28 protein-coding genes are annotated in these 26486 nt (G+C 60.6%); 11 read left to right on the plus strand and 17 right to left on the minus strand.

Annotation, left to right across the window (positions count from 1 at the left end; translation table 11 throughout):
* Window positions 1-169: 169 nt before the first annotated feature.
* The 5 genes from BLT00_RS03710 to gcvA form a co-directional block, all read right to left on the minus strand.
* Window positions 170-481: an isochorismate lyase gene (locus tag BLT00_RS03710; protein WP_092141588.1), complete on the minus strand. Its 312-nt coding sequence runs from the start codon at window positions 479-481 to the stop codon at window positions 170-172.
* A 60-nt stretch (window positions 482-541) separates the two neighbouring features.
* Window positions 542-1060, minus strand: coding sequence for an isochorismatase family protein (locus BLT00_RS03715; protein ID WP_092141585.1), 519 nt, complete (start codon window positions 1058-1060; stop codon window positions 542-544).
* Between the two features lie 389 nt (window positions 1061-1449).
* On the minus strand, window positions 1450-1725 hold the full coding sequence (locus BLT00_RS03725) for a fructose-bisphosphate aldolase (protein ID WP_092141580.1): 276 nt from the start codon (window positions 1723-1725) through the stop codon (window positions 1450-1452).
* A gap of 493 nt (window positions 1726-2218) precedes the next feature.
* Complete coding sequence (locus BLT00_RS03735) at window positions 2219-3364, minus strand: epoxide hydrolase family protein (RefSeq protein WP_092141574.1); 1146 nt, start codon at window positions 3362-3364, stop codon at window positions 2219-2221.
* A 2-nt stretch (window positions 3365-3366) separates the two neighbouring features.
* The gene (gene gcvA / locus BLT00_RS03740) at window positions 3367-4272 is read right to left on the minus strand and encodes a transcriptional regulator GcvA (protein ID WP_092141571.1); all 906 of its coding nucleotides are present in this window, start codon (window positions 4270-4272) and stop codon (window positions 3367-3369) included.
* A gap of 106 nt (window positions 4273-4378) precedes the next feature.
* Here gcvA and BLT00_RS03745 point away from each other — a divergent pair, with 106 nt between their 5' ends.
* Complete coding sequence (locus BLT00_RS03745) at window positions 4379-4987, plus strand: LysE family translocator (RefSeq protein WP_092141568.1); 609 nt, start codon at window positions 4379-4381, stop codon at window positions 4985-4987.
* A 10-nt stretch (window positions 4988-4997) separates the two neighbouring features.
* Here the strand turns inward: BLT00_RS03745 and BLT00_RS03750 are convergent, their stop codons facing one another.
* From BLT00_RS03750 to xylA, 4 genes are all read right to left on the minus strand, one after another.
* Complete coding sequence (locus tag BLT00_RS03750) at window positions 4998-6134, minus strand: sugar ABC transporter permease (RefSeq protein WP_003201312.1); 1137 nt, start codon at window positions 6132-6134, stop codon at window positions 4998-5000.
* Complete coding sequence (gene xylG / locus BLT00_RS03755; protein ID WP_092141564.1) at window positions 6135-7691, minus strand: D-xylose ABC transporter ATP-binding protein; 1557 nt, start codon at window positions 7689-7691, stop codon at window positions 6135-6137.
* A 178-nt stretch (window positions 7692-7869) separates the two neighbouring features.
* Window positions 7870-8871: a D-xylose ABC transporter substrate-binding protein gene (gene xylF / locus BLT00_RS03760; protein WP_025213958.1), complete on the minus strand. Its 1002-nt coding sequence runs from the start codon at window positions 8869-8871 to the stop codon at window positions 7870-7872.
* Between the two features lie 147 nt (window positions 8872-9018).
* Window positions 9019-10335 carry a xylose isomerase gene (gene xylA, locus BLT00_RS03765; RefSeq protein WP_092141561.1) on the minus strand — a complete coding sequence of 439 codons (1317 nt, stop codon included), beginning with the start codon at window positions 10333-10335 and terminating at the stop codon, window positions 9019-9021.
* A 155-nt stretch (window positions 10336-10490) separates the two neighbouring features.
* Here xylA and BLT00_RS03770 point away from each other — a divergent pair, with 155 nt between their 5' ends.
* The gene (locus BLT00_RS03770; RefSeq protein ID WP_092141558.1) at window positions 10491-11678 is read left to right on the plus strand and encodes a XylR family transcriptional regulator; all 1188 of its coding nucleotides are present in this window, start codon (window positions 10491-10493) and stop codon (window positions 11676-11678) included.
* 257 nt (window positions 11679-11935) lie between these two features.
* On the opposite strand, the gene BLT00_RS03775 is transcribed toward BLT00_RS03770, so the two are convergent.
* Window positions 11936-12421 carry a thiol-disulfide oxidoreductase DCC family protein gene (locus tag BLT00_RS03775; RefSeq protein WP_092141555.1) on the minus strand — a complete coding sequence of 162 codons (486 nt, stop codon included), beginning with the start codon at window positions 12419-12421 and terminating at the stop codon, window positions 11936-11938.
* 112 nt (window positions 12422-12533) lie between these two features.
* Between BLT00_RS03775 and BLT00_RS03780 the strand changes: the two genes are divergently transcribed.
* Complete coding sequence (locus BLT00_RS03780) at window positions 12534-13469, plus strand: hypothetical protein (RefSeq protein WP_092141552.1); 936 nt, start codon at window positions 12534-12536, stop codon at window positions 13467-13469.
* A 43-nt stretch (window positions 13470-13512) separates the two neighbouring features.
* Here BLT00_RS03780 and BLT00_RS03785 read toward each other — a convergent pair whose 3' ends face one another.
* The gene (locus BLT00_RS03785; RefSeq protein WP_003201330.1) at window positions 13513-13749 is read right to left on the minus strand and encodes a hypothetical protein; all 237 of its coding nucleotides are present in this window, start codon (window positions 13747-13749) and stop codon (window positions 13513-13515) included.
* A gap of 151 nt (window positions 13750-13900) precedes the next feature.
* Here BLT00_RS03785 and BLT00_RS03790 point away from each other — a divergent pair, with 151 nt between their 5' ends.
* On the plus strand, window positions 13901-14242 hold the full coding sequence (locus BLT00_RS03790; protein WP_072344635.1) for a YajG family lipoprotein: 342 nt from the start codon (window positions 13901-13903) through the stop codon (window positions 14240-14242).
* A 203-nt stretch (window positions 14243-14445) separates the two neighbouring features.
* On the opposite strand, the gene BLT00_RS03795 is transcribed toward BLT00_RS03790, so the two are convergent.
* Window positions 14446-15354 carry a LysR family transcriptional regulator gene (locus BLT00_RS03795; RefSeq protein ID WP_092141549.1) on the minus strand — a complete coding sequence of 303 codons (909 nt, stop codon included), beginning with the start codon at window positions 15352-15354 and terminating at the stop codon, window positions 14446-14448.
* A gap of 124 nt (window positions 15355-15478) precedes the next feature.
* Between BLT00_RS03795 and BLT00_RS03800 the strand changes: the two genes are divergently transcribed.
* Both BLT00_RS03800 and BLT00_RS03805 read left to right on the plus strand, forming a co-directional pair.
* Window positions 15479-16231 carry an SDR family oxidoreductase gene (locus tag BLT00_RS03800; protein ID WP_092141546.1) on the plus strand — a complete coding sequence of 251 codons (753 nt, stop codon included), beginning with the start codon at window positions 15479-15481 and terminating at the stop codon, window positions 16229-16231.
* A gap of 179 nt (window positions 16232-16410) precedes the next feature.
* Window positions 16411-17082 carry a glutathione S-transferase family protein gene (locus tag BLT00_RS03805; protein ID WP_092141543.1) on the plus strand — a complete coding sequence of 224 codons (672 nt, stop codon included), beginning with the start codon at window positions 16411-16413 and terminating at the stop codon, window positions 17080-17082.
* A gap of 132 nt (window positions 17083-17214) precedes the next feature.
* Here BLT00_RS03805 and BLT00_RS03810 read toward each other — a convergent pair whose 3' ends face one another.
* Entirely contained in the window at window positions 17215-18117 is a 903-nt protein-coding gene (locus BLT00_RS03810; protein WP_092141540.1) for a LysR family transcriptional regulator, read from the minus strand.
* Between the two features lie 92 nt (window positions 18118-18209).
* On the opposite strand from BLT00_RS03810, the gene BLT00_RS03815 reads away from it, so the two are divergent.
* From BLT00_RS03815 to BLT00_RS03830, 4 genes are all read left to right on the plus strand, one after another.
* The gene (locus BLT00_RS03815; protein WP_092141538.1) at window positions 18210-19217 is read left to right on the plus strand and encodes an aldo/keto reductase; all 1008 of its coding nucleotides are present in this window, start codon (window positions 18210-18212) and stop codon (window positions 19215-19217) included.
* Between the two features lie 113 nt (window positions 19218-19330).
* A complete protein-coding gene (locus tag BLT00_RS03820; protein ID WP_092141535.1) occupies window positions 19331-20125 on the plus strand; it encodes a DeoR/GlpR family DNA-binding transcription regulator in 795 nt (264 codons plus the stop codon).
* A 118-nt stretch (window positions 20126-20243) separates the two neighbouring features.
* The gene (locus BLT00_RS03825) at window positions 20244-21170 is read left to right on the plus strand and encodes a Gfo/Idh/MocA family protein (RefSeq protein ID WP_092141532.1); all 927 of its coding nucleotides are present in this window, start codon (window positions 20244-20246) and stop codon (window positions 21168-21170) included.
* 15 nt (window positions 21171-21185) lie between these two features.
* Window positions 21186-21881: a tRNA (adenine(22)-N(1))-methyltransferase gene (locus BLT00_RS03830; RefSeq protein WP_092141529.1), complete on the plus strand. Its 696-nt coding sequence runs from the start codon at window positions 21186-21188 to the stop codon at window positions 21879-21881.
* A gap of 47 nt (window positions 21882-21928) precedes the next feature.
* Here the strand turns inward: BLT00_RS03830 and BLT00_RS03835 are convergent, their stop codons facing one another.
* From BLT00_RS03835 to BLT00_RS03850, 4 genes are all read right to left on the minus strand, one after another.
* A complete protein-coding gene (locus BLT00_RS03835; protein WP_092141526.1) occupies window positions 21929-22306 on the minus strand; it encodes a hypothetical protein in 378 nt (125 codons plus the stop codon).
* Between the two features lie 44 nt (window positions 22307-22350).
* The gene (locus tag BLT00_RS03840) at window positions 22351-23076 is read right to left on the minus strand and encodes a CPBP family intramembrane glutamic endopeptidase (RefSeq protein WP_256571609.1); all 726 of its coding nucleotides are present in this window, start codon (window positions 23074-23076) and stop codon (window positions 22351-22353) included.
* A 90-nt stretch (window positions 23077-23166) separates the two neighbouring features.
* Window positions 23167-23937: a class I SAM-dependent methyltransferase gene (locus BLT00_RS03845; RefSeq protein WP_092141523.1), complete on the minus strand. Its 771-nt coding sequence runs from the start codon at window positions 23935-23937 to the stop codon at window positions 23167-23169.
* A 344-nt stretch (window positions 23938-24281) separates the two neighbouring features.
* Window positions 24282-25526 carry an acyl-CoA dehydrogenase family protein gene (locus tag BLT00_RS03850; protein WP_092141520.1) on the minus strand — a complete coding sequence of 415 codons (1245 nt, stop codon included), beginning with the start codon at window positions 25524-25526 and terminating at the stop codon, window positions 24282-24284.
* Between the two features lie 377 nt (window positions 25527-25903).
* Here BLT00_RS03850 and msuE point away from each other — a divergent pair, with 377 nt between their 5' ends.
* The gene (gene msuE, locus BLT00_RS03855) at window positions 25904-26467 is read left to right on the plus strand and encodes an FMN reductase (RefSeq protein WP_092141517.1); all 564 of its coding nucleotides are present in this window, start codon (window positions 25904-25906) and stop codon (window positions 26465-26467) included.
* The last annotated feature ends 19 nt before the right edge of the window (window positions 26468-26486 follow it).

The following is a 26486-nucleotide window of genomic DNA, read 5'->3' on the forward strand; positions in this document are numbered from 1 at the left end:
TCCGTGGGAGCAGGCAACCCTTGTGGCGAGGGAGCTTGCTCCCGCTCGGCGGCAGAGCCGTCGTAAAACCGGTGCCTGCGGTCTGTCTGGCGAAACGTGGTGGTCGGTTTGGGGCTGCTGCGCAGCCCAGTGGGAGCAAACTCCCTCGCCACCAAAGCGGGTTTGGTGGTCAGGGGTTGGCTTGATGAGCCGCCCAGTGTTTCAGCTCTTCGGCAATGAAGTGATGCACCAGGTCGCTGTACATCTTCTCGATGGCATCCGGGCTCAAGCCTTCGGCCTCGGCCCACTCGCGTCGTCTCGCCAACATGGCCTTTAAACGCTTCGGTGCCTGCACCGAAGTTGCCGATGTCTTGAATTTCGAGGCCGCGAGCACGTATTGATAGCGCTTGCCCAGCAGCGTGATGACCGCCTGGTCGAGGGCATCGATTTCGTGTCGGATGTCCTCCATGTTTGCGCATTGTGAGGGTTGCAACGGGTCCATGCCGTGAGCTCCGCTTGTTGAACAAGACCGGCCCGACGTGAGCCGATCTTCTGATGGAGTTTAGAAGCGCCAGTCTTCAGCGCGAACGACACGACAGAAGGCGCCTGCCAGGGTTGCGTTGTGATGGGCAACGATCATTTCTGCCTTCAATTCAGGCGTGTCGGAACAGGTATGACCGTCGGCGATCAATACCGCATCGAACCCCAGATCCCGAGCGGCTCGGCAGGTGCTGTCGATACAATACTGGGTTTTCATACCGGTGATGACCAGGCCTTCAGCCTCGCAAGCCTTTAGCCGCGCTGCCAGGCCCGTCTGGGTGAAGGCGTTGGGGCGGTTTTTTTCGAAGATGATTTCGTCACCTTCCAAATGCAGTTCCTGCACCAGTTGCGTCAGCGGGCTTGCAGGGTCGATGGGCGAGCCAGGCGGGCCTACGTGGCGAGCCAGGAAAATCGGTGCGCCAGCTCTCCGGGCCTTGAGCAGCAAGCCATTCAACGTGTCTAGCAATGCTTCGCCGGCCCAGGGGGTATCCGGGCCGTGAAACAACCCAACTTGCATATCGAGAATCAACAGAGCGTGCATGGTGCTTTCCTTGCGTGTGGGCCAGCGACGCAAGAGCAAAAGAAAAGGCCCTTACCATCACTGGCGGGCCTTTGGGATTCGTTTGTCAGCGACTCACGACATCTCGCACGACCCGTCTTGGGCGGTCGTGGTTGTGGTGGTCGAGGTCATCTGAGAATGATTCATGGCCTGACGATAACTGGAGGCGATCCGGATTGGCAAGCCTTGCTTGCGCAGATATATGCGGCCCCTGTTTGGATGGGTGGACACTGTGGCGAGGGAGCTTGCTCCCGCTCGGCTGCGCAGCAGTCGTAAAACCGGTGTTTGCGGTGTGCCTGGCGAAATGCGGTGACTGGTTTGGGGCTGCTTCGCAACCCAGCGGGAGCAAGCTCCCTCGCCACAGGGGTTGGCTAGTCTTCTAGTCCGCGCCGTTCGATCACGCCGAACACGTCTGCCACATCCTGCACCAGGATCCGGGCGACGTTGGTGATGGTGGCGATGTCGTTCTCTGCCGAATCACGCAGGCTGGTGCAGGCGACCAGCGTCAGGTAATCGAGCGTGGCGTGCAGGCGTTCGCTAGCACAAGCGTGGAGTTCGGGGAGTGGGGCTTGGGTGTCGATCAGCAGGACGGGATGGGTGGTGGCGGTTTGGGTGAGAGGAATGAAGCGTTGATCGAGTTGTTTCATGGTTAGTTATCCATCTTCGTATCAAGAAAAAGCTACTACGATCCGCTGCGAAACGAATGGGTGGTAGCTGCGTGTGGGTTCGCAGACCGAGGATACGAAGGAACCCGGCAGACCCGAAGATCTCCCACACACAGCCACCATAAAGGACGTCGACCGCCAAAGGCGCCCATTGTTACTTTTATGATGCTTGGTTGCTACCGTATCTGTTGGGCTGCGAAACCCAATCACCGGCCAAAGCCAGCGACGACCCCAACTATAGAAGTCGGTAGAAGTCGATTCCAGCCGCAACAACCGACCTGTAGGACGCCCCAGCCCCTTGTGGCGAGGGAGCTTGCTCCCGCTCGGTGGCGCAGCCGCCGTAAAGCCGGTGCCTGCGATGTACCTGGCGAAACGCGGTGGCCGATTTGGGGCTGCTTCGCAACCCAGCGGGAGCAAGCTCCCTCGCCACGGGAGGTAAATTCCTACGAGATTTTAGGACGGCCAGTTCAGGCCGTCACACCTGACGCAATGGCCGGAAAAACGCCCTGATATCCTCCGCCAACAACTCCGGCTGCTCCAACGCAGCAAAATGACCACCCCGAGGCATCTCGGTCCAACGCTGCAGGTCGCAGCATCGCTCCACCCAGCTCCTCGGCGGCATAGGCAGTTCCCTGGGAAACAGCGCGACCCCAACCGGTGGTTTCAGCCGTTCACTGTGGTTGAACAGCAACGGCCGCTTGCCACCTTCCACATACTGGCGAAACGACGAGCCGATGCAGTTCGTCAGCCAATACAGCGTGACATTGGTCAGCAACCACTCTCGATCGATGGCGGGGCGGGTATCGCACCAGGACAGGATCTTTTCGCCCATCCACGCCAAGAGTCCCGCCGGTGAATCATTCAGACCCACGGCCAGGCTTTGTGGCTTGGTTCTTTGGAGGTGTGCGTAGGCGCCTTCGGCATCGGCAAATGCCCCTGCACGTTGCAGGAAGGCGGTTTCTGCTGTTGTCTGCGCAGGCTCGGTTTCGCCAAGGGGAGGGCGGTAGGAACCGGGAATGTAATTGAGGTGAATGCCGGTCACCCGCTCTGGAAAACGCACGCCCAACCACATCGAAACGCCTGCACCAATATCCCCACCCTGGGCGCCAAATCGGTCATAGCCTAGCCCCGTCATCAACTCACCCCATAAACCGGCGACCTCGTAAGGCCCCCTGCCGGATTGCTGGAACGGCGCGGAGAAGGTGTAGCCGGGCAGCGACGGCACCACCACATCGAAGGCGTCCGCAGGATCGCCGCCATGGCGGGCCGGGTCCGTCAGCAATGGGATGATGCGCTGCATCTCAATGAACGAGCCGGGCCAGCCGTGGGTGAGGATGAGCGGCATCGGCTTCGGACCGGTACCACGTTGATGAATAAAGTGGACCCTTTGCCCGTCGATGTGGGTGACAAACTGCGGCAGGCGATTCAGCGCGGCTTCCTGGGCACGCCAATCGAACGCGGTCGACCAATGTGCGAGAAGCTCCCGTAGCACATCCATGTCCATGCCTTCGCTCCAGCCTTGCTCGGCCAAGGGCTCTGGCAGCCTTGCGTTCAGCAGGCGGTGCCGAAGGTCTTCAAGGGCGCTGTCGGGGATGTCGATGGAGAAAGGCTCGATGAGCATGATTACGCCTTCGGTTGAGCGGTGGCCGGCTGCCGGATCTGAGAAAACAGCCAATCAACAAAAAACTGCGCGTCAACCGCGGCATCCCGAGACACACCGTAATAGTAACGGGACAACGGCAGGCGCAATGACGGCAGCGGACAGGTCAGGCGCCCGTTGGATAGATCCTTGCCCAATAGCGAAGCCGGACACAACGCCACGCCCAGCCCATCGACGGCGGCTTGCAGCACGAGGTGCATGTGGTCGAATTGCAGGGTTGGCGAGTTCTGCAAGGGGCTGATGCCCGCGTGTACTGTCCACGCTTGCCAATCGCTGCTGCGGGTCTTGCCCGACAGCAATGTGTGCCGGGCCAGGTCGTGGGTGTTTTCCAACGGCACGCTTTGCAGCAATGATGGCGCGGCGACCAGCAATAGGTCGTCTTCCAGCAATGCCGTGGGCTGCACATGGGCTGACCATCCGGCGCGTCCACGGCGGATGACTACGTCGAAGGGTTCTCGTGACGGGTCCGGTGGTCTGGTGCTGGTGACCACTTCGGGCTTGATGTCCGGATGCAGCGCCACGAAATCCGGTAGCCGAGGGATCAACCAGCGCACGGCGAAGGACGGGCGCACGTTGATGGTGACTTTGCGCTGGGATGCACGGCGGGTCAGGGCCGCAGCGGCATTGGCGATCTGGGTCAGCGCCTCGCTGACCTGTTCGTAAAACGCCTTCCCCTCAGGCGTGAGCAAAGACTGACGGGTTCGACGTTCGAACAGCAGCACGCCCAAGCGCTCTTCGAGCAACTTTACGTGGCGGCTGACGGCACTGTGGCTCACGTGCAGTTCTTCGGCGGCGCGGCTGAAGCTCTGGTGGCGAGCGGCAGCGGCGAAGGCGCGGACGGCGTTCAACGGGGGGAGGTTGGCGATCATGTGTCTAATTTAGTCACATATGAGTCGCAATTAAAGCGTTTGTCAGCGTCCCGGTGCCACGCCACCCTGAAGGCCACAGCAATTCGCCTTCAATGTGGAGTGATGCATGGCCGGTTACGGACTTTTTCTGATCCTGGCGACCCTGACGGTGCTCAGCCCGGGCCCTGGTGTGGTGCTGACGATTTCCAATGCCTTGCGCCATGGCTGGCGCGGTGCACTGCCGGGCATCTTCGGGATCGCGTCGGGCGCGTTTATCGTGGCGGGTATCTGCGCCAGCAGCTTGGGGTTGATCCTGGCCGCCTCGGCGACGGCCTTCACGCTTTTGAAATACATCGGCGCGCTGTACTTGTTGTACCTGGGCATCAAGATGTGGCGCACCCAACGCTTCGTGCCCGAACTCACGGTCACGTCCACGCGCCCGTGGCGGCGATTTGGCGAGGCGCTGTCGATCCAGTTGCTCAACCCCAAGGCCGGGTTTTTCTTCCTCGCCGTGTTCCCTCAGTTCATCAAGCCGTTGGATCACTATTACAGCCAGTTCTTCTTGCTGGTGTTGTCCTATAGCGTGCTTGTCGTACTGGTGCATTCCGGTTATGCGCTCATGGCCAATGGCGCCAGGGGCTGGCTCTCTTCAAGCCAGGGCGCCAGGATCGTCGGCAAACTGTCGGGCATTACCTTCCTGGGGTTCGGCGTGCTGATGGCGTCTGCCAGCAAGTGACGAGTACGCGTCAACGCCGCCCCGTGCGCGTACTCACATCCACCCAAACCGCCAACACCAGAATGCTGCCCTTGACGATCATCTGCCAATAACTGTCGACGTCGAGCATGGACATGCCGTTGTCCAGGCTGGTGATCACCAGCGCGCCGAGGAGAGCACCGTAGACCGTGCCGGAGCCGCCGCGCATGGAGGTGCCGCCGATGAAGCAAGCGGCGATGGCATCGAGTTCGCCCATGTTGCCGGCCGAAGGTGAGCCAGCGGCCAGGCGTGCGGTGTTGACCACGCCGGCGAGGGCGCACATCACGCCCATGATGCCGAAGATCCACAGCTTCACGGCCTGTACGTTGATGCCGGACAGGCGCGTGGCTTCCATGTTGCTGCCCACCGAATAGACACGTCGGCCGAACACGGTCTGGCTGGTGACGTAGCTGAATACGCCCAGCAGGATCAGTAGGAGCAGCACCGGCACCGGGATGCCGTCGTAGCTGTTGAGGGTATAGACGAACCCCGCCAGCACTGCGCCGATCACCACCACGCGCAATACGTCACGCACCAGAGAGTGGGCCGCCAGGCCATGGAGGGCACGGTTGCGCCGCTGTTTCCAAGTCAGGAACAGCGTCAGGGCGAACAGTAGGATACCGAGCCCGGTCCCGACCGTGTGCGGCAAGTATCCCTGCCCAACGTAGACCAGCTCCGGTGACACCGGGGCAATGGTGGTGCCGCCGGTTACTCCCAGCAGAACGCCGCGAAACGCGAGCATGCCACCCAGCCCGACGATGAACGACGGGATACGCAGGTAGGCGGTCATGTAGCCGTTGCCCAAGCCAATCACCAAGCCGCACAGGGCCACCAAACTCAGGTTCGCCAGCAGCGGAATGTGATAGACCACGTCGAGAATCGCCGCCAGGCCACCGAGCAGCCCAAGCAATGAACCCACCGACAAATCGATCTCGCCGCTGATGATCACCAGCACCATGCCGCAGGCCAGGATACCGGTGATGGACATCTGCCGCAGCAGGTTGGAGAGGTTGCGCGGGGTCACGAACCCACCCTCGGTCTGCCAGCTGAAAAACAGCCAGATCAGCGCCACGGCGATCACCAGCGCAAGCATTTTGTAGCGGGAAAACAGCTGTTTGACCTGATTCATCTACGCGGACTTCCGATCATTATTGTTATGGCTATCGGGATGGCTGAGCGCGGCGGCAAGCACTTGTTCCTGGGTCAGTTCGTGGTTGATGAAGTCGCCGCGCAACTGGCCTTCGCCGATCACCAGGACGCGGTCGGAAACCCCCAGCACCTCGGCCAGCTCCGAGGACACCATGATGATCGACACGCCTTCGGCCGCCAGCGCGCCCATCAGCTTGTAGATCTCGTACTTGGCGCCGACGTCCACGCCGCGGGTGGGTTCATCGAGAATCAGCACGCGGGGTTTGGTCAGGAGCATTTTCGCCAACACGGCTTTTTGCTGGTTGCCGCCGGAGAGGCTGGTGATCGGCAGGAACGGGCTCGCGGTCTTGAGGTGCATGCGCGAGATTTCCTTGTCGATGCTGCCCAGTTCGGCTTCGGCGTCGATGCGGGTCAGTTTCGAATAGTTATCCAGCACGGCCAGGGTGATGTTCTGCCCCACGCCAAGGTCCGGAATGATGCCTTGGCGCTTGCGGTCTTCGGGGACCATGCACAGGCCGGCACGGATCGACTTGAGCGGCGTGCGCGTGTCGATTTGTTGGCCGTTGAGCCAGACTTCGCCTTCGTAGCGGCCGGGGTAGGCGCCGAACAGCGCGGACACCAGTTCCGTGCGGCCGGCGCCGACCAGCCCGGCGATGCCGAGGATTTCCCCTCGCTTGAGAACGAATGAAATGTCGTCGACCCGTTTGCGCCTGGGGTTGTCGACGTCGTAGCAGGTGAAGTGGCGCGCCTCGAAAATCACTTCGCCGACGTCATGGGGTTCGGTGGGGTAGAGGTTGCTCATTTCCCGTCCGACCATCTGGGTGATGATCTTCGGGATGTCCATGTCGGTCATGGCGGTGGTAGCGATGTGCTTGCCGTCGCGGATCACCGAAATGGTGTCGCACACGGCGGCCACTTCATCGAGCTTGTGGGAGATGTAGACGCAGGCAACGCCCTTGGCCTTGAGGTCGCGGATGATGTCCAGCAGCACCTCGATTTCCGAACGGGTCAGGGCCGAGGAGGGCTCATCGAGGATCAACAGCCGCGCCTGCTTGTTCAGTGCCTTGGCGATTTCCACCAGTTGCTGGTAGCCACCGCCATACTGCGAAACCGGCAGCGAGACGTTCATGTCCGGCACTTTGAGTTCACGCATCAGGGCTTCGGCGCGGTGGATCATTGCCGGGTAGTTCATGCGCCCGCCGGGCAGCGTCAGTTCGTGGCCCATGAAGATGTTTTCCGCCACCGACAGGTCGGGGACCAGGGTCAGCTCCTGGTGAATGATGACGATCCCGGCGGCTTCGGTTTCGCTGATGGACTGCGCCTTGAGCGGCTGGCCATCCCAAAGGATTTCACCGTCCCAGGTGCCGTAGGGATAGACCGCCGACAGCACCTTCATCAGCGTGGATTTGCCGGCGCCGTTCTCACCGCACAGGCCGACACACTCACCTGGCCTGACCTTGATGTCTATGCCGTTCAGGGCTTTGACACCGCCAAAGGTTTTGACGATGCCGTTCATTTGCAGCAGGTAGTCGGACATGGCGAAGGCTCGTGGAAAAGGGCTCACACATACGCAGGAACCCTGAAGTCAATCAGCCCCCTGTGGGAGCGAGCCTGCTCGCGAAAGCGGTGGCTCGGCTTGCATCAGTATTGGATGTGCCGCCGTCATCGCGAGCAGGCTCGCTCCCACAGGAACTGTGTTTAACCCAAGCGTTGGGTCACTGCCCGGCGATCTGCGCCTTGGTGTAGAACCCGTCCTTTTCCAGCAGGTCGATGTTGTCCTTGGTCAGCGGGGTTGGCGTGAGCAGGATGGTGTCGACTTTCTTGCTGCCATTGTCGTATTGCGAGCTGAAGGTCGGCTTCTCGTTGCGTGCCAGTTGCACCGAGAGCTTGGCGGCTTCGGAGGCGATCAGCTTCAGCGGCTTGTAGACGGTCATGGTCTGGGTGCCATCGATCACGCGCTTGACCGCTGCGAGGTCGGCGTCCTGGCCCGAGATCGGCACCTTGCCGGCCATTTTCTGGGCGGCCAGGGCCTGGATCGCGCCGCCGGCGGTGGCGTCGTTGGAGGCGACGATGCCATCGATCTTGTTGTTGTTCCGGGTCAGGGCGTTTTCCACGATGCTCAAGGCTTCGGTGGGGTTCCATTCCTTCACCCACTGCTGGCCGACGATCTTGATATCCCCCTTGTCGATGGCCGGTTGCAGCACCTTCATCTGGCCTTCGCGCAGGACCTTGGCGTTGTTGTCCGTGGGCGCGCCACCGAGCAGGAAGTAATTGCCCTTGGGCGCGGCTTTCAGCACGCCACTGGCCTGCATCTCGCCGACCTTTTCGTTATCGAAGGAAATGTAGGCGTCGATGTCGGCGTTGAGGATCAGTCGGTCATAAGACACGACCTTGATCCCGGCCTTCTTGGCTTCGGCGACGGCGTTGGTCAGCACGGTGGCGTTGAACGGCACGATGACGATCACATCGACGCCACGGGAAATCAGGTTTTCGATCTGCGAGATCTGCTTCTGCTCGTTGGCATCGGCCGACTGGACGAAGACCTTGGCATCGAGTTTTTCCGCCGCCGCGACGAAGTAGTCACGGTCCCGCGACCAGCGTTCCAGGCGCAGGTCATCGATGGAAAAACCGATTTTCGGATGGGCCGCATCGGCCATGACCGGCAGCGAGAGCAGGGCGAGGGCGCCAGCGAGTAACGTGCGTTTGAATGTTTTCATGGTGGTGCGTCCTTTTATTGTTGTTTGAAAGACACTGCCTGACGATGAGCGTGGTGCGGATAGAACTGTAGAGAGTCGCCGAGCGCTGTGGGCAGAGATTTGTCGCGAGAATGTAACAACCTCACAGCACCACAGCTCTGCCCGTTGTCAGGGATAGATAAACCGGTTGACCACGTTCTCGAGCATCTCCTGTCGACCGCTGACGGCTTGGGGATTCAGCTCGTTGGTGAAGGCATGCTCGGCCAGTGAGGCGAGGCTGAATTCACCGGCCAAGACCGCTTGGCCGAACGGCTGCTGCCAACCGGCGTAGCGTTGGTCCTTGAACTGCTGGAGCTGGTCGTTCTGGACCATGGCTGCCGCGCGTTCCAGCGCCAGAGCCAGGACGTCCATGGCCGCCACATGACCGTGGAACAGATCGAGTTCGTCCACGCTCTGGCGCCGCATCTTGGAATCGAAGTTGAACCCGCCGTTGGTGAAACCGCCCGCCTTGAGAATCTCGTAGGTGGCCAGGGTCATCTCTTCGACGCTGTTGGGGAACTGGTCGGTGTCCCAACCGTTCTGCGGGTCGCCCCGGTTGGCGTCGATGCTGCCGAAGATCCCCAACGAGACGGCCGTGGCGATCTCATGATGAAAGCTATGCCCGGCCAGGGTCGCGTGGTTGGCTTCGATGTTGACCTTGATCTCGTTTTCCAGGCCGAACTGTTGCAGGAAGCCGAACACCGTGGCGCTGTCGTAATCGTACTGGTGCTTGGTCGGTTCCTGGGGCTTGGGCTCGATCAGCAGGTCGCCCTTGAAGCCGATCTTGTGCTTGTGCTCGACCACCATGCGCATGAAACGGCCCAGTTGCTCGCGCTCGCGTTTCAAGTCGGTATTGAGCAGGGTTTCGTAACCTTCTCGACCGCCCCACAGCACGTAATTGGAGCCCTTCAGGCGTTGGGTCGCGTTCATGGCGCTGAACACCTGGGCGGCGGCGCAGGCGAACACTTGCGGGTCCGGGTTGCTGGCGGCACCTGCGGCAAAACGTGGGTTGCTGAAGCAGTTGGCGGTGCCCCACAGCAGCTTGATCCCGGTTTGTTCCTGATGGCGCTCCAGGTGGTCGACCATCTGGGCGAAGTGTTCGCGGTACTCTTTGAGCGAAGTGCCTTCGGGGGCGACATCGGTGTCGTGGAAGCAGTAGTAGTCGATGCCCAGCTTGGAGAAGAACTCGAAGGCCGCTTCGGCCTTGCCGATGGCCATTTCCATGGGATCCCCAGCGTGCTGCCACGGGCGCTTGAAGGTACCGGCACCGAACACATCCGACCCCGGCCAGACGAAGGTATGCCAGTAGCAGACCGCCATGCGCAGGTGCTCGCGCATGGGTTTACCGAGCACCAGTTTGTTGGCGTCGTAGTGACGGAAGGCAAGCGGCGAGTCGCTGGCGGCGCCTTCGTAGCGAATCTTGTCGACAGCGGGGAAGTACGACATGGGCGAGTTCCTTTTTTATTCTTGGCGGTGTCTCGATACTAACGCCGGCCCCGAGGTTGCTGATTATGAAAATCACCAACAGGGCGTTCGATTTTGAGTATTGAGGTTCATCGCTTGCGCGCCTAGTCTGTGTGCATCGGCCCAGGGTTAAACCAATGAAAACCGTCCCGCCCGTTCACCGCATCGCACTGTTGTTCAATGGCAGCAAGATCTACGACCGCGGCATCATCAGTGGCATCGGCAATTACCTGAGCAGCACCCGTGCGTCCTGGGACTTGTTCCTCGAGGAGGATTTCCTCTGTCGCTTGAAAGGCATCGAGCGCTGGCAGGGCGACGGAATCATCGCCGACTTCGACGACCCGCTGATTGGCGAGGCACTGGCCGGAATCAAGCTGCCGGTCGTGGCGGTGGGCGGCTCCTATCAGGATGAACGCGCCTACCCGAAAGGCATCCCCTATGTCGCCACCGATAATGACGCGTTGATGACGTTGGCCTACGAGCACCTGATCGAGGCCGGATTGACGCGTTTTGCCTGTTTCAGCCTGCCTGAAGCACAAGCCAATCGCTGGGCCCAGGAACGGGAAAAAGCCTTTCGCCGGCTGGTGCAGCGCGATGGCCTGCACGCCGAGGTCTATCGCGGCATGGGCACCAGCGCACCGCTGTGGGACAGCGCCGTCGAACAGCAGATCGCCTGGCTGCAAAGCCTGCCCAAACCCATCGGCATCATCGCCGTCAGCGACGCCCGCGCCCGGCAGTTGTTGCAAGCCTGTCTGACCGCCGGAATCGCCGTACCGGAGGAAGTGGCGTTGATCGGCATCGACAACGATCCCTTGACCCGCAGCCTGACGCGGGTGCCGCTGAGCTCGGTGATCCAGGGCACCGAAACCATGGGCCGCACCGCCGCACGGCTGCTCCATCAAATGCTGCACGGCATGCCGTCCACGGGCACACAGATTCTGATACCGCCGGATGCGATCAATGTGCAGGTGTCGAGTCTGCATCAGCCGTTGGGCAACCCTTATGTCATGCAGGCACTGCTCTTCATCCGCCAATACGCCTGCCAGGGCATCAAGACGGCCCAGGTGGCGGCCTATGTGGGCGTGTCGCGCTCATCGCTGGAATCGCACTTTCGCAAGGAGCGGGACTGCAGCGTCCACGACGAGATCCTGCGCTTCAAACTGGCCGCCGCCGCCAATGGCCTGGAAAACACCCACTCGCCGATTGCCGACATCGCCCAGAATTGCGGCTTCAAATCGGCGCAGTACCTGCACACGGTGTTTCGCCGCGAGTTCGGCTGCACCCCTCGGGAGTATCAGCAGGGGGCCAATGCAGCAACTCACTGACCCACTGCCGAACCGCTCTTGTGGCGAGGGAGCTTGCTCCCGCTGGGGCGCGAAGCGGCCCCGAAACCTGACATACCGGTGCGTCAGGTTGATTGAGTGGATGCCATAGGGTCTGCTGCGCAGCCCAACGGGGATAAATCCCCTCGCCACAAAAAAAACAGCTCTGCTCCTGATGAACTGACCCACTGCCGAACCGCTCTCGTGGCGAGGGAGCTTGCTCCCGCTGGGGCGCGAAGCGGCCCCGCTTATTTGCTGGGCTAAATATCGATCCGTTCCGCCGGGTAGGTCCCAGGCGTGGGAATCTTCAAAAAACGCCGCTCATGATCCGCGTTCGGCAAAAGGCACACGTCGTATTTGCCAAACAGCCGATAACGATTCAGGGCAATGCGATCGTAGGCCCAGTCCCGAAGCCTGCGGGGGACGTAACGCAGCAGTTTCACCAGGCGCCAGGCCCAGGGTAATAGGGCTACGACTTCAAAAATCGCATCCGAACGCACCCAGTAATGCTGATCGCGAACCACGGCCATGGTGTCGAATTGATGCAGGGGCAGGCCCGCCCAGGCAAGCAAGGCTTGTCCTTCTGGCGACTGTACGGAGGCCAACCGCACGCGTCGGGCGTGGTCATGGCGGATCAGGAATTTCGCCCAGCCATTGCACAGTTTACAAACGCCGTCGAACAGGACCACTGTCTCGCCTGGCTCGAGCAAGGGCGCGGGTGTGGGGCGAGTTTGGGAGATGGACATGAATGGGTGTCTACATGGCGCCTGGTTACCCGGATAATACGCGTGTTCCAGCGTCAAGGGGCGACCCGGAGGGTTGCTCGACCATGATGACTTCAAGGGCATGATCCGATCCATGAGCGATGACACCTACACCCTGTACATGCGCTTCCAGACCCCCGACCCTGGCATCGGCCCACGGGAGCGGGTGCCGATGCTGGAGCAGGAGCTGGCCTGGGCGCGGGAGCGCGCGACCATGCATCGCTTCAGCTGGATCATGGTGCTGGTGCCGCCTCTGTGCCTGGGCCCGGTGCTGCCGGGCATCGCGTTTCTGCTGGGGCTGCTGGTCTATCAAGGGTTATCCGCCCCAGGCGTCGACCTTGACCGAATCGTCGGGGATTCCCTTGGCTGGCTTGTGCTCGCCACCTTGTTGTTCATGGCTGCCTGGGTCCTGCATAACTACTTGCGCGATAAGCGCGACCCGACCAAGCGATTTTGGCAATCGATGCCCGATCAAGGGCTGGTCGAACTCGAACACCATACCCTGGTCTCCGGCATCAGCCTGTGGTCCAACGACTATGACCCGGACTGCAACACCCTCATGCAATGGACCGACGGCAAGTTGAAGTGCGTGCAAGACAGCGGTATATCGCAATGGATTCTGGCCAAGACCGCGGCGGGGCATTGGCTGGTGCTCAAAGAGCAGTTTTCGGGCGACTTCAGCTACGGGCGAGTAGGGCAAATGCCCGCACCGAACAAGCTCCTGCAACCCCGCCAGCAACTGGCGATCGCTTTCGCCCCCGGCACGAACCTGCAGTTGGGCCGACGTTTCGACGGTGCGCGGATGCCATTGGTGCAGACGCCGTACTGGCTGTCCGCCGATGAGCTCAAGCGCCTGGAAGAGGCCGCTCATCACTGGAATTTTCTACCGCCGAACCGCTATGGGGTGATCAATGATCAGGATGCCGCGTGGGTGCAACGGCTGGTGGACCGGGCGCAAGCCTGCGTTGGGCCGCGGCCGCAAGAGGACTGCTGCGCAGCCCAGCGGGAGCAAGCTCCCTCGCCACAATGAATCGAACCCATTCCTGAAAGTCCGGCCTGTCACTGGCCGGGCGCTAAAGCCATGTATTCACCACCCGCCGATCCAGCTCCTCCCAATCCGCCATGCCCAGTACCCGAGTGGTGTTCAACCCGCGCAAATAACCGCGCAGTTGATTGGCCGTGGCGCGCCTGAGCTCCGGGTCGGGTTCGGTGCTGCTCAGTAGCACGCTTTCGTACTGGATCAGGTAATCAGCCACCCGCTCACGGAAGTCGGGCAATACCGCGTCGCGAATCAGATCAAACGTTCTCATGGCTATATCTCATCAATCTTTCTCGGCTTGCAACTATTGCTAGGAGTAATAGTGACCATTACGAAATGCAAGTTCTGCTTTGCCGGCAATCATTGGAAAATCAGCGCCATCGAACACGCAGCCCATTATTTTTATTTTCAGGACCCCACCCATGCGCCCTTTATTTTTGCTTCCCCTGGCGTTTTCCCCGTTGTTGCTGGCCGGTTGTGCCTCGGCGCCGAACGATCCGACCCTGACCTTGCAGACCAGCAAGACGCCGGCCCAATACGCTGAATGCGTCGTACCGAAATTGCAGGGCAGTGCCTTGAACCCGATGGTCTCGCAGACCCAGCGCAGCTACCGCATCGTGGTGCCGAGCAAAGTCTCGGCGGACAACGTGCTGGAAGCCTACAAGGCCGGCAGCGGCGGCAAGGTCTTCATCTACGAGCGACATTTGCTGGCCTCCAACCTCCTGCCTTCGAGTTTCGAACGCGCCGCACAGGAATGCATCTGACCGGCCGTAAACGTTTTTCACTGTGCTCCTTTGGTTGGCCGCAACCAACCAATTCCCTTGCCCCGCACCGTCCTCGGTCGCGGGGCTTTTTTTGTTTGACGATGACTCCAGCCCGGTATTTCGGCCCGGACAGCGCATCCGCCGTGACCGGCACCGCCCCCCCGCACGGCGATCGGCAAAAGCATTAGGGGGCACGTTTTGTCTTATAGCGTCGGCAAGGGGGAGCTGCCGTTCAAGGCTGGAATCCTTGAAAACACGTCAGCCATAAAATCCATGAACACGATAGCCCGCGTGGGGAGCAGTCTATTGGCGACATAAACCATCTGCACGGGGACAGGGGGAGCCGCATGGTTGGTGAGAATGAACTGTAATTTCCCGCTGTCCAGCCCGCCCTCAAACAGCCACGCAGGTCCATGCGCCACGCCCAGGCCTGCGGCGACCGCCGCACTCACAGCGTCGGGCGAGTTGACCCTGAGCCTGCCGCTAATCGGAATGTCCGCGTCCCGGAATCGCCAGGTCGCCCCGGACGACAGCAAGGTGTAGATGATGCAATCGTGGTCGCGTAGATCATCCGGGGTCTGCGGTACTCCACGTTTGGCCAAGTAGTCCTTGCTGGCGACGAAGACCCGGTCGTACCACCCAAGAGGCCGGGCGCGCAGGGCGCTGTCCTCCAGGTGTCCTATGCGAATGGCGAGTTCGGTGCCTTCATTGACCAGGTCTACGTATCGATCGTTGAGTTGGAGATCCAGGTTCAATTGAGGGTAGCGCTCCAAAAAGGCCGGCACATACGGCAGCACAAACGCGTGTGCGAGCGCTGTCGGACAGGCTACGCGCAAAAGTCCCGATGGCTCGACGTTGTTCCTGAAGGACGATTCGGATTCATCCACCGCATCCAGGATGCGCCGGATGTCCGCATAGTAGCGTTCGCCCTCCGGCGTCAAGGATAGCTTGCGCGTAGACCGGTGGAGCAAGCGCGTCTGCAAATGGTCCTCCAGAGCCGCTACATAGCGGCTTACATTGGGTTGCCCCAACCCTAGATCGCGCCCTGCCGCCGAAAAGCTCCCAGTTTCTACAGCACGCGCGAAGCATGTCATCAAAAGAAATCGGTCCACTTCTCCACCTCGATTCATGCCTGATTTGCATGAATCATATGCGAATAGGTGGTCTTATCCTATACGAGGCATGAGCGCATATTTCTCCATGTCGACCGCAGTGGTCATTCACCGGAGAATTCAAATGTCGCGCTTGCAGGGTAAACGTACGCTCATCACTGGCGGCACCAGTGGCATCGGGCTGGAAACGGCAAAGCAGTTCCTCGCGGAGGGGGCTCGCGTGATCGTAACGGGTGTCAACCCCGATTCGATTGCAAAGGCCCAGGCCGAATTGGGCCCGGAAGTGCCGGTGCTGCGCGCCGACTCGGCCAGCGTCGCAGCACAAAAGGAGCTGGCCCAAGTCATCAAGGAACACTACGGCCAACTCGACGTTGCCTTCCTCAATGCCGGCGTATCCGTCTGGCAGCCCATTGAGGAATGGACGGAAGAGATGTTCGACCGTTCTTTCGACATCAACGTCAAAGGGCCGTACTTCCTGATGCAGGCGCTGTTGCCGGTCTTCGCAAATCCTGCTTCCGTCGTGTTGACCACTTCCGTAAGCGCGCATGCAGGCGCAGATCGCTCGTCCGTGTATGCCGCAACGAAGGCCGCATTGCTGAACATGTCGAAGACGCTCTCGACCGAATTGCTGGGCCGTGGCATCCGGGTCAACGCAGTGAGCCCCGGCCCCGTCGAGACGCCGCTTTACGACAAGCTCGGTATTCCGGAAGCCTATCGCGAGCAGCTTAACAAAGAGATTGCGGCAACCATTCCGCTTGGGCGCTTCGGCACCTCCGACGAGGTGGCCAAGGCGGTGCTGTATCTGGCATCCGACGAGTCGCGCTGGACGGTCGGCTCTGAAATCGTCCTTGACGGCGGCCGCCTGCTGAATGGCTAAGGGCGCAGCTCAAGAATTGTGCGAATGCAACATCGCCTGGGCTGAGTTAATCAGATACTGAACGCCCGCCTCAGCACTTAGCGACGAACGAGTCCAATCCAGACTGTGCAAACAGCGGTACGCGGGGAAACCTCTGCCGCTGTTTTCGCTTGATAAACCCTCCAGAGCCACTAAAAGCAATGAACGCTCTTACGTTAATAAGCCACCCACTATGCCCATTCGTACAGCGCGCCGCGATTGTGCTTCTTGAAAAGGGCATCCAATTCGATCGGATAAATGTCGATCTATCAGCCAAGCCAGACTGGTTCCTGGCAGTTTCGCCAACCGGCAAGGTCCCGGTGCTCAAGGTGCGCCAGGACAATGCGCAAGACGCGATCCTATTCGAAAGCATGGTCATCTGCGAGTACCTCGACGAAACCCAAGGCGGCGCGCCGATGTACCCGATTGATGCGTTAGCTCGCGCACGGAATCGGGCGTGGATCGAGTTCGCGTCGCAGACGCAAGCTGAAGCCTGGCAGTTTCTCCACGCTCGTGACTCTGCGACCGCAGATGCCAAGCGCACCGCATTTCGCGAACGGCTCGGCAAACTGGAGTCAGAAATAGGCGTCGGGCCGTTCTTCGATGGCTCGGCCTTTGGAATGGTTGATGCTGTTTATGCTCCGCTTTTCCGTTACTTCGAGAGTATCGACGCAACTGTCGCACACCAGATTTTCGACAGCCTTCCGCGCATTTCGGCTTGGCGTGAAGCGCTTGAGGCGCGCTCCAGCGTAAGGGATGCCGTTGTCGAAGACTATGCCGCTCGATTCCAAACGCATCTGCGCCAACAAGGCGCGCTGATCGCTGCCGCTTAGCCGCAGCGATCAATCAACCCAAGCCTTTCGATCGGGAGTCGGGAACATGACGAACCCATCAAAAAGCGCTCCGATCCTCGTTGAGTAGGTCAACGATGGGCTGGCCCCAACTGGCCATTTTTGCCTGCGGTTTCAGGTTAGCCAATCGTCCGCCCGGATGAACTCGATGAGCGCTTTCAGGGCCGGCGGCACATGGCGTCGGCTGGGGTAATAGAGAAAAAACCGGCTTGGCGGCGCTTTCCATTGCGCGAGCAGTTCCGTGAGATGCCCATTGCGAAGGTCGTCGCGCGCCAGCTCCTCGTAGACGTAGGCAATTCCGGCGCCATCTTTGGCTGCCTGGATCATCAGCGCATCGTCTTCAAGAATGAGCGGGCCGGTGACGGACAACCGGATCGGTTGCCCCTCTGCCTGATACTCCCAAGCGTAGAGTTTGCCGCTGGGAAAACGCCGGGCGATGCAGGCATGGTCGAGCAAGTCCCGTGGAGCCTGGGCGATCCCCTTCGTGGCCAGGTAGTTTGGCGCGGCTACGGTCACGAACGATTGTGGGGGGCCGACAGGGACGGCGATCATGTCGCCGGCCAGGCTTTCGCCAAAGCGCACGCCGGCGTCAAAGCCACCGTTGACGATATCGGTCAAGCCGTCATCAGTGACCAGGTCCAGTTGAATGCGAGGATACCTGGCCACAAACGGCGCGAGCACTTTTGCAAATACCGCGCGTGCCGCCGGACGCGCCACGTTGAGGCGAAGCTTGCCCGCAGGCACGTCTTGCAGCGAGGTCAATTGGGTCAAGGCTTCGGCGACCTGCTGCAGGGTAGGGGCCAGCGTTGCCAATAGCTGGTGGCCGGCCTCGGTCGGGGTAACGCTGCGCGTGGTGCGGTTGAGCAGCCTGACACCCAGACGTGCTTCCAGGCCTCGCATGGCGTGGCTCAATGCCGAGGCCGAAACGCCACGCTCGTCGGCGGCCTTGCGAAAGCTGCGATGGCGCGCGACGGCGGCAAAGGCATCCAGCTCGGAAAGATCGGGGTGCTGATTCATGAATACGGTTCAGTAGTTCAAATACGATTACCCATCTTATCGTCATGAGATCCCTCACGGATACTGCCCACATCATCTGTGGAGAACTCGCTATGCAAAAGAATCGTCTTGGATCATCGGACTTCCTGATTTCACCCATTGGCCTGGGAACCTGGGCCATTGCTGGCACCGGCTGGGAATACAGCTGGGGTGCGCAGGACGACGAGGACAGCCTCGGTGCTCTTGAGTATGCCGTTGAATGCGGGGTGAACTGGGTCGATACGGCGGCGGTTTATGGTTTGGGCCATGCCGAGCAGTTGGTCGGGCAGCTGTTGCGGAGGCTGCCGGCTTCGCAGCGCCCATTGGTGTTCACCAAGGGCAGCTTGATCTGGGACCCGGTCACCAAGGCAATCTCACATTCGTTGGCACCTCGATCGTTGCTCGCCGAGGTCGAGGCAAGCTTGCGCCGACTGCAAGTCGAAACCATCGACCTTTATCAGATCCACTGGCCGGCCTTTCCTGCCGACGGCAGCAGCGAAGGGCTCGAGAGGGCGCTTTCGGCGTTGGCCACCGCCCGTGAACAGGGGAAAATTCGCGCTATTGGCGTCTCCAATTTCGATGTCGCGCAGCTCAAGCGGGCCCGGGCGGTGACCGAGATCGTTTCACTTCAGCCGCCATATTCCGTCTTGATGCGGGACATCGAGGAAGACGTCCTGCCATTTTGCGAGCAGGCGGAAATGGGTGTCTTGGCCTATTCCACTCTCCAATCGGGGCTGCTTTCCGGCAGCATGACGCGCGAACGTATCGCCCAATTGCCCGACGACGATTGGCGCAAGGCGCGAAGCGCGGACTTCCAGGAGCCTCGTTTGAGCGCGAACCTGGCGCTGGTCGAGGTCTTGGCCGGTATCGGCGAACGGCACGGGGTCAGTGCGGCGGCAGTCGCCATCGCCTGGGTGCTGCGCAAGCCGGTGGTGACCGGTGCCATCGTCGGAGCCCGTTGCCGCGGGCAGGTCGATGGGCTGATTGCCGGCGCGCAGCTGCGCCTCAGCGCCGAGGAAATCGAGGAAATTCGACCCTTCCTGCCATTGGGCATGGGCACGAATGTCCCACAGAGCGCTTGAGCAATTGATCGTGCAGGCGCCCGCTGGAATGAGCGGGTTTGACGCTTCGCTGCATAACCGGCACTATCTGCTCGTTGATGATCATTAGTGCTCGTTTATGCAGGTTGTATCCCATGACTTCTCCCCATGAAGCGTTCCCCGGCGAACGCCAGCAATTGATCAGCCAGCGTCTCGCCCGGTATGGCCGGGTGATCGCGGCTGACCTGGCCAGCGAATTCAATGTGTCCGAACACTCGATCCGGCGTGACCTGGGGGTATTGGCAGCGGCGGGGTTATGCAAGCGCGTTTATGGCGGCGCGATACTTGTGCCGGCTGCCGAAGGGTCGCTGGATGTTCGCGTGCGTAAAGACCCGGCACGCAAGGGCAGCCTCGGCCAAGCGGCCGCTGCTTTGCTGCGCGCGGGCCAGCACGTGTTCATTGATGCCGGGTCGACGAACCTGGCGATTGCAGGTGCCATCGATCCGAGCCTTCAGTTGACCCTCTCCACCAATTCGCCGTTGATTGCGGTGCAGTTGATGAAACTGCCCCGTGCCGAAGTCATCCTTCTGGGTGGGCGCTTGAACCCAATCGCCGGTGGTGTGATCGGGCTGACGGCGGTGGAGCAATTGCGCCAGTTCAGTTATGACGTGTGTTTTCTGGGGGCCTGCGCCATCGATCCAGACAATGGGGTCACGGCATTCGGCCTGGAGGACGCAGAGTTCAAGCGCGCAGTGGTGGCGGCAAGTGGGCAAGTGATTACAGCGGTGACCAACGAAAAGCTGTCCAGCGTTGCTCATTATCAGGTGGTTTCTTGTGAGGAGGTCGCCGCCCTGGTGGTGGAGCACGATGCGCCACGTGAGCGGCTGGAGCCCTTCTACGGCCGGGTGACCAACGTCGTGACGAGTGTCCGTGAGCAACTGCATAGTTGATGCCTTAGCGGCGCAGTGCAGGGCAATCGGGTAGATACTGTACGGCCCCCATTGTCCGCCAGGCGATTTGCGTCTAGTTTGCTGCCCGATCACAAATACAAAAAAACAGGAGTCATCGATGCAACCGATTCGTCTCGGCCTGGTGGGCTACGGCAAGATTGCCCAGGATCAACACGTTCCAGCCATCCACGCCAACCCCGCGTTCCAACTGGTGGCGGTCGCCACGCAAGGGCAGCCCTGCGCAGGGGTGGAGAACTTCCGATCCCTGGGCGAGTTGCTCGAAAACGGTCCGCAGGTCGATGCGATTGCGTTTTGCACACCGCCACAAGGTCGATTCGCCCTGGTGCAACAGGCGCTGGCGGCCGGTAAACACGTCCTGGTGGAGAAGCCGCCGTGCGCCACGCTGGGTGAAGCCATGGCCTTGGTGGAGCAGGTTCGCGAGCAAGGCATCAGCGGCCTGTTCGCCTGGCATTCCCGTTACGCCCCGGGCATCGAAGCCGCCCGTGACTGGCTGGCCAGTCGCACCTTGCACAGCGTGCAGATCGACTGGAAGGAAGACGTGCGCAAGTGGCACCCCGGCCAGGCGTGGATCTGGCAGCCCGGCGGCCTGGGCGTCTTCGATCCGGGTATCAATGCCTTGTCGATTGTGACCCATCTGCTGGCGTTGCCACTGTTCGTGGAGTCCGCCGAGTTGCGCGTGCCGGACAACTGCCAGTCGCCGATTGCCGCCAGCATCAAGATGGCCGATGCGCGCCACCTCGACATCCGGGCGGAGTTCGATTTCGACCATGGTCATGACGAACTCTGGAGCATCGAGATTCGCTGCGCCGAAGGCGTCCTGCGCCTGGACAACGGCGGTGCGCTGTTGAGCATCGACGGCGTGCGCCAGGCCGTCTCCGAGGAGGGTGAGTACGCCGCGGTGTATCGACATTTTCAGCAACTGATCAACGACAAGGCCAGCGACATGGACCTGCAGCCACTGCGGTTGGTCGCGGACAGCTTCTTTGTCGGCAGTCGGACGGCGGTCGAGCCGTTCTACGATTAACGCAGGGAACTGCAGTTGAACGAACAGACATTGTCCATGCGCCTGGAGCGCGTGGCGGCGCATATGCCGGCAGGTGCGCACTTGGCCGATATCGGCTCGGATCACGCTTACCTGCCGGTGGCCTTGCTGCGCCGTGGTGTGATTGCGATGGCGGTGGCCGGCGAGGTGGCGTTGACGCCGTTGCGCGCCGCCGAACGCACCGTGGTCGAGAATGGCCTGGAACGGCGGATCAGCGTGCGCCTGGCCAATGGCCTGGCGGCAATCAAGCCGGAAGACGGGATCACGGCGATCAGCCTCTGCGGCATGGGCGGTGAGACGATCCGCGACATCCTGGACAGCGGCAAAGCGCGGTTGAGCGGTCAGGAGCGGCTGATTCTACAACCCAACGGCGGCGAACAACCGCTGCGCCAGTGGCTGATGGAAAACGACTACCGCATCCTTTGCGAGGAAGTGCTGCGGGAAAACCGCTTCTACTACGAGATCATCGTCGCCGAGCGCGCCGGGCCAGTGACTTACACCGCCGAGGAGCTGTACTTCGGCCCGCTGCAGATGCAAGCGCGAACCCCGGTTTTCCTGGCCAAGTGGCAACGCCTGCTGCGCCAGAAACAAAAGACCCTCACCAGTTTCGCCAAGGCACGGCAAACCGTGCCGCAAGAGAAGCTGCAGGACATCGCCCGGCAGGCTCGCTGGATCACGGAGCTGTTGGCTTGAGCCGCATTGAGGCCATCAGCTAAATGCCAGTGTCTCCAGCCGCCTGATTATCGACCCACCACCGGGTAGTGTTTGATACGACACGCATACGAGTTGCCGTCACCTTTACAGATGCCATCCAGGTAGCGGTAGTCCACCCGTACCGACTGTCCTTTGCCGGGCCATTGCCGGCGGGGGAGCGTGGCTTGGTAGTCCGGGGTTTCCGGGGTGAAGGTGAGCGATGAGCCTTGCGCTGGGCACTCCACCGAGGCGGACTTCGGCCTGACTTTCACGATCTGCGCCTGAAGCTGCGGGTAGGGTTGTTTCAAGACCTCGACGATACGTAGCTCCAGGTGGCAGATCTGCCACGTCGAGGCCTGGACGGGCCCACTCAGGAAGGCGAGCGTCAAGGCAGACAGTCCGAGGCACGCTGCGTGAGAGGTCATGGTTGCCCTTGTTTGAGGTGCTGACGTTTGCGCCTTTGCCTGATTCAACCGTAAAGCCCCATCAGCGAGAAAGACTTGTCAGTGCTCAGCGCCACCATTTCGGCCAGCGAATGCAGGAGCACTGGCACCAGCAAGCCACCGCTGACCACTCTTGCAATGGCGAATACACCCCCACAGGAGAAGATCAGCACGACGGTTATCCAGTTCCCGTATTGGATGTGCATGCCGGCGAAGATGGCTGACGTGACGATGATCGCGATCCATGTCCAGGTACGGCTGTTCTCATAGGGGAACAGCCGGAGCATGTAATGGCGGAAAAATAGCTCTTCAGCGATGGGTGGCAACACGATCAGCGAGGCGATCTTGATCGTGGCCTGCCAATTGTTGAGCCCGTCCAGGAGCTGGGCCATGAACACTTCTCGCGGCAGCCCCAGCACGAATATGGCGACCCCGAAAAACAGGTAGGAGCCCACGATGCCAAGCGCGCCCCACTGCAGGGGTTTGCCTATGTAATGACCGCGCCATTGCGTGCGCGCATCGGAGCGGTACTGCAGGGCGAAGAGGGCGAGGAGAGCGAGCGCGGTGATACCTGAGGTGGTGGTGAACGTCAGGTAGGCCTGCATGTCTGCGGGTATGAAAAGGACTTCGGGCACTGCAGCCAGAAAGACTATCAGGGTCGCAAGTACAAACATCCCGATCCGGGGAAAGAAGCGGTAGGGCGGTAAAGTGGCGGCGGTTGCAAACTCAGGGGCGGCACTTAGATTCGTCACAGTCACTCCATGAGTGCAAGGAAAAAGGCATGATGCCAGCATTTTGAGGGCGTCAGGTACGAGTTCCTGCTGGGTTCATGGCGTCGTGATTCAATCCAGGCGGCGACATGAATAAGCGTGGGTCTGATAAGGGAACTCAATGTGCTTGCGTCCGCGCAGAGCCGGATGGGTCTGAATCAAGGCCAGTAGTTGATCCGCTACCCGTTTCTTCTCTGCGTCAGGCAGTGCTGCAATAAAACTCACGGACAGAAAGCGATCCAGGATGACCGTCTCGGGGCTGCCTGTGTGGGTGTAACTGAAACAGGTCAGTTCGGGCTGCGAGAAGTAACGTCCGTTGAAGGGATGTCGCCAGTTTCCAGTATGAAAGCGTGGGGTATCGCCTTCGAAGGGGGTGATGATTTTAGTGATGTCGGCCACCCAGTCCACGGACTCATCACGCACGTTCCAGATCAAGCCGAGCCGGCCGCCCGGTTTGAGTACTCGGTGAATTTCCTGGAGCGCGGTTTCATTCGCGAACCAGTGGAAGGCCTGGGCGCATACGAGCGCCTGCGCCGTCCCTGCCTCGAGGGGAATGGATTCGGCCGTTCCCTCCAGAATCCTGGTGTTCGGCAGATGCTTGGCAAACTCGATTCGCATCGCCTCGACCGGTTCGATGGCGATGGCATTGATCGCCATTGAGTCCAGCAGGCGAGTAAATTTACCGGTACCGGCTCCTAACTCAACGACTGTCGATCCTGGGCTGATTTCCAGTGCGCTGCTGAGCCATGCCTGTATTTCGCTTGGGTAGTCTGGGCGCCCTTGGGTATAGGTGCTGGCTTCTGCTGAGTATCCTATCTGAGCGGCCTTATGGATGACTGTCATCTTCAGCGACCCTTCGGGTGGATGGGGGTAGATGGATTATGCGGTGTGTTTAGGTCGTCAGCTAGTTGATCCTTTCTGTGCTTGATCTCATGTGTTTGCGTTGGGGCCGATCGTTCATCGTTTTTTTTGGGGATTGGTTGGTGTGTATATCCGTTTCTGAGGTAATGGCTGCTTATGGTTCCGCTCTTACAGCCATCCCTTTCAAGGCCTTTTGACTTTAGCGGCTTCAGCACCCTATCCCATCGACAGATGAGCATTCGCCGCTTTGCCCTCCAGCCATTCTTCGCTGGATATTGCTAGCCAGCGCCCGCAAGCGCTGGGCCAGTCCTTCTCGGATGTGGTACTCAAAGCTGCTTCGACCCTCCGCCAATCTGCCAGACATACGGCGGTTCCGTACCGTTGATTTCCCAATCACCAATGATGCGCTCCTTGTAGATCAATGGATTATGCGAGGCAGCGGTGCGGGCGTTACGCCAGTGGCGGTCGAGGGTCTTGCTGGTGCTGGTGGCCGAAGCACCGAGGGCATTGAACAGGTCGCTGGTGGCACGCAACACCAGGTCGGAAATCACCACCTGGGCCTGGGCCGACTCCAGTTCGGCGGCGATGTTGGCGGTGTGCTCGGTTTCGGCGTCCTGGCTGAAGCGGCTCTCGTAGGCACGTTGGGAGGCGCTCGCGGCGCGCAGGGTGGTGGCTTCGGCGGCATAGACCTGGGCCGATGCCCTGCCGATCACTTGCTGCACTTGCACGTCCTGGCTCACTTCGCTGGCATTGCCGGTGCTGAAGACCCGCGTGCGTTTGCGCACTTGCTCGGTGATGTCATGAACCGCAGCGCGACCGGCGCCGGTCAGCACGGCCAGCAACACCAGTTGATAAAACGCGGTCTGGTATTTGAAGCGGGTAGAGAAGTCGATGAGGTTTTCTGCCTCGACCAACGCATTCTCGAACAGCGACGTGCCGCTGCCGGTGGTGCGTTGGCCAAAACCGTCCCAGTCATCGCTTTGCTTGACGCCCGGCTGGTGTACGCGGACGGCGGCAATCACGTCGGTGCCGTTGTCGTCGCGTTGGGCATACACGTCGATCCAGTCGGCGAAGATACTGCCGGTGCTGTAGTACTTGGTGCCATTGACGACCCACTGATCACCCTGGCGGGAAACCCGGGTGCCGACTTCGCCGATCTTCACCGCGCCGACTTCCGTCCAGGCATTGCCCACCAGTTCACCCTCGACGAAACGCTTGAACCAGATGTCTTGTGGGCCGCTGGCGTGAGCGTTGAGACGGTCCTCGACGAATGCGAAGTGTCCGCGCAAAGCCTGGGGCAGGTTGGAATCGGCTTCAGCCAGTTCGATCAGCAATTGCAGCAGTTGCGGCAACGAAGCCCCGGCGCCGCCATATTCGACCGGTACGCGGACGGCGCCAAAGCCGGCTTCCTTCAACCATTTCACCTGTTCAAAGGGCAGGCTGCGCGTCTGCTCACGCTCCAGGGCGCCGGCCTGGATGCGCGCAAAGATCGGCCGGAAGCGTTCGGCCAGGGGCTCATAGTCGGTGCCCGTGGAAAGGGTCGGCGGCAGGTGTTGTTGCTGTGCGGTCATGTTGATCTTCCTTCTTGATGGCGAGTAGGCGGGCAGGGGAAAAATCTGCCGGTGCCAAAGGCCATTGCACAGTCCATGCCCGAGGCCCAACGCCCGTAAATGCGGGGCCCATACGGCGCTTATCAGCGAAAGAGCTGTCCTGGCCACGGACAATCTGTTGCGCAACTGTGTGCCGGGCAACAGTTGCCGCGACGGGCATCGACAGGCCAGGTGTTGGCCAGGCAACAGGGGACCAACAGCTTGACTGTCGGGCGACAGCGCAGTGATTGGCTTGCTCATGTAATTAATTGATTAATAAGGAAATATCAAACTGGCACGGTTGCTGCTCTACACCTTGTGCAGACGCTGAGGTGGCGTCTCCAGGCATGGGGTAAGCGATGAGCAAGCAATTCAAAGTGGTGGCGGTGTCAGGTAGCGTGCAGCACCCGTCACGCACCCTGGCACTGCTCCAGGCGTTGGTGGACCGGCTAGGGCAGCAACTGCCGATCGAGGTGCGCTTGATCGAATTGGCCAAGGTCGGTCCACAGTTTGCCGGGGTGTTGCGTCGCGAGGCGTTGCCGGCTGCCGTGCAGGAGGACCTGCACGCCATTGAATCGGCCGATCTGCTGATTGCCGCCAGCCCGGTGTACCGAGCTTCATACACCGGCCTGTTCAAGCACCTGTTCGATTTCGTTCATCACGAAGCCCTCAAGAACCTACCGGTGCTGTTGGCCGCGACAGGCGGCTCGGATCGCCATGCCTTGATGATCGATCACCAGTTGCGGCCCCTGTTCGGCTTCTTCCAGGCCCTCAGCCTGCCAGTGGGGGTCTATGCCAGCGAAACCGATTTCAGCCAATACCGGATCTGCAGTGCACAGGTGCTGGAGCGTATCGAGCGCGCCGTCGAGTCGGCGTTGTTGAGCCTGGTTCCGAGCGTTCGACGCGACGCCAGTGCTGCCTGATCCATTTTTCCTTTCAAAA

It is taken from the genome of Pseudomonas sp. NFACC51 (assembly GCF_900103575.1).
GTDB lineage: Bacteria > Pseudomonadota > Gammaproteobacteria > Pseudomonadales > Pseudomonadaceae > Aquipseudomonas > Aquipseudomonas fluorescens_Q.

What these genes read in the sequence shown, in the direction of transcription:
- BLT00_RS03800 (WP_092141546.1), top strand. Translation starts at nt 15,479, where the DNA reads ATGTCGCGCTTGCAGGGTAAACGTACGCTCATCACTGGCGGCACCAGT.
- BLT00_RS03770 (WP_092141558.1), top strand. Translation starts at nt 10,491, where the DNA reads ATGAAAACCGTCCCGCCCGTTCACCGCATCGCACTGTTGTTCAATGGC.
- BLT00_RS03735 (WP_092141574.1), bottom strand. Translation starts at nt 3,364, where the DNA reads ATGCTCATCGAGCCTTTCTCCATCGACATCCCCGACAGCGCCCTTGAA.
- BLT00_RS03750 (WP_003201312.1), bottom strand. Translation starts at nt 6,134, where the DNA reads ATGAATCAGGTCAAACAGCTGTTTTCCCGCTACAAAATGCTTGCGCTG.
- BLT00_RS03815 (WP_092141538.1), top strand. Translation starts at nt 18,210, where the DNA reads ATGCAAAAGAATCGTCTTGGATCATCGGACTTCCTGATTTCACCCATT.
- BLT00_RS03775 (WP_092141555.1), bottom strand. Translation starts at nt 12,421, where the DNA reads ATGTCCATCTCCCAAACTCGCCCCACACCCGCGCCCTTGCTCGAGCCA.
- BLT00_RS03850 (WP_092141520.1), bottom strand. Translation starts at nt 25,526, where the DNA reads ATGACCGCACAGCAACAACACCTGCCGCCGACCCTTTCCACGGGCACC.
- msuE (WP_092141517.1), top strand. Translation starts at nt 25,904, where the DNA reads ATGAGCAAGCAATTCAAAGTGGTGGCGGTGTCAGGTAGCGTGCAGCAC.
- BLT00_RS03785 (WP_003201330.1), bottom strand. Translation starts at nt 13,749, where the DNA reads ATGAGAACGTTTGATCTGATTCGCGACGCGGTATTGCCCGACTTCCGT.
- BLT00_RS03790 (WP_072344635.1), top strand. Translation starts at nt 13,901, where the DNA reads ATGCGCCCTTTATTTTTGCTTCCCCTGGCGTTTTCCCCGTTGTTGCTG.
- BLT00_RS03835 (WP_092141526.1), bottom strand. Translation starts at nt 22,306, where the DNA reads ATGACCTCTCACGCAGCGTGCCTCGGACTGTCTGCCTTGACGCTCGCC.
- xylF (WP_025213958.1), bottom strand. Translation starts at nt 8,871, where the DNA reads ATGAAAACATTCAAACGCACGTTACTCGCTGGCGCCCTCGCCCTGCTC.
- BLT00_RS03805 (WP_092141543.1), top strand. Translation starts at nt 16,411, where the DNA reads ATGAACGCTCTTACGTTAATAAGCCACCCACTATGCCCATTCGTACAG.
- BLT00_RS03845 (WP_092141523.1), bottom strand. Translation starts at nt 23,937, where the DNA reads ATGACAGTCATCCATAAGGCCGCTCAGATAGGATACTCAGCAGAAGCC.
- BLT00_RS03715 (WP_092141585.1), bottom strand. Translation starts at nt 1,060, where the DNA reads ATGCACGCTCTGTTGATTCTCGATATGCAAGTTGGGTTGTTTCACGGC.
- BLT00_RS03820 (WP_092141535.1), top strand. Translation starts at nt 19,331, where the DNA reads ATGACTTCTCCCCATGAAGCGTTCCCCGGCGAACGCCAGCAATTGATC.
- BLT00_RS03810 (WP_092141540.1), bottom strand. Translation starts at nt 18,117, where the DNA reads ATGAATCAGCACCCCGATCTTTCCGAGCTGGATGCCTTTGCCGCCGTC.
- xylA (WP_092141561.1), bottom strand. Translation starts at nt 10,335, where the DNA reads ATGTCGTACTTCCCCGCTGTCGACAAGATTCGCTACGAAGGCGCCGCC.
- gcvA (WP_092141571.1), bottom strand. Translation starts at nt 4,272, where the DNA reads ATGATCGCCAACCTCCCCCCGTTGAACGCCGTCCGCGCCTTCGCCGCT.
- BLT00_RS03825 (WP_092141532.1), top strand. Translation starts at nt 20,244, where the DNA reads ATGCAACCGATTCGTCTCGGCCTGGTGGGCTACGGCAAGATTGCCCAG.
- BLT00_RS03780 (WP_092141552.1), top strand. Translation starts at nt 12,534, where the DNA reads ATGAGCGATGACACCTACACCCTGTACATGCGCTTCCAGACCCCCGAC.
- BLT00_RS03710 (WP_092141588.1), bottom strand. Translation starts at nt 481, where the DNA reads ATGGACCCGTTGCAACCCTCACAATGCGCAAACATGGAGGACATCCGA.
- BLT00_RS03745 (WP_092141568.1), top strand. Translation starts at nt 4,379, where the DNA reads ATGGCCGGTTACGGACTTTTTCTGATCCTGGCGACCCTGACGGTGCTC.
- xylG (WP_092141564.1), bottom strand. Translation starts at nt 7,691, where the DNA reads ATGTCCGACTACCTGCTGCAAATGAACGGCATCGTCAAAACCTTTGGC.
- BLT00_RS03725 (WP_092141580.1), bottom strand. Translation starts at nt 1,725, where the DNA reads ATGAAACAACTCGATCAACGCTTCATTCCTCTCACCCAAACCGCCACC.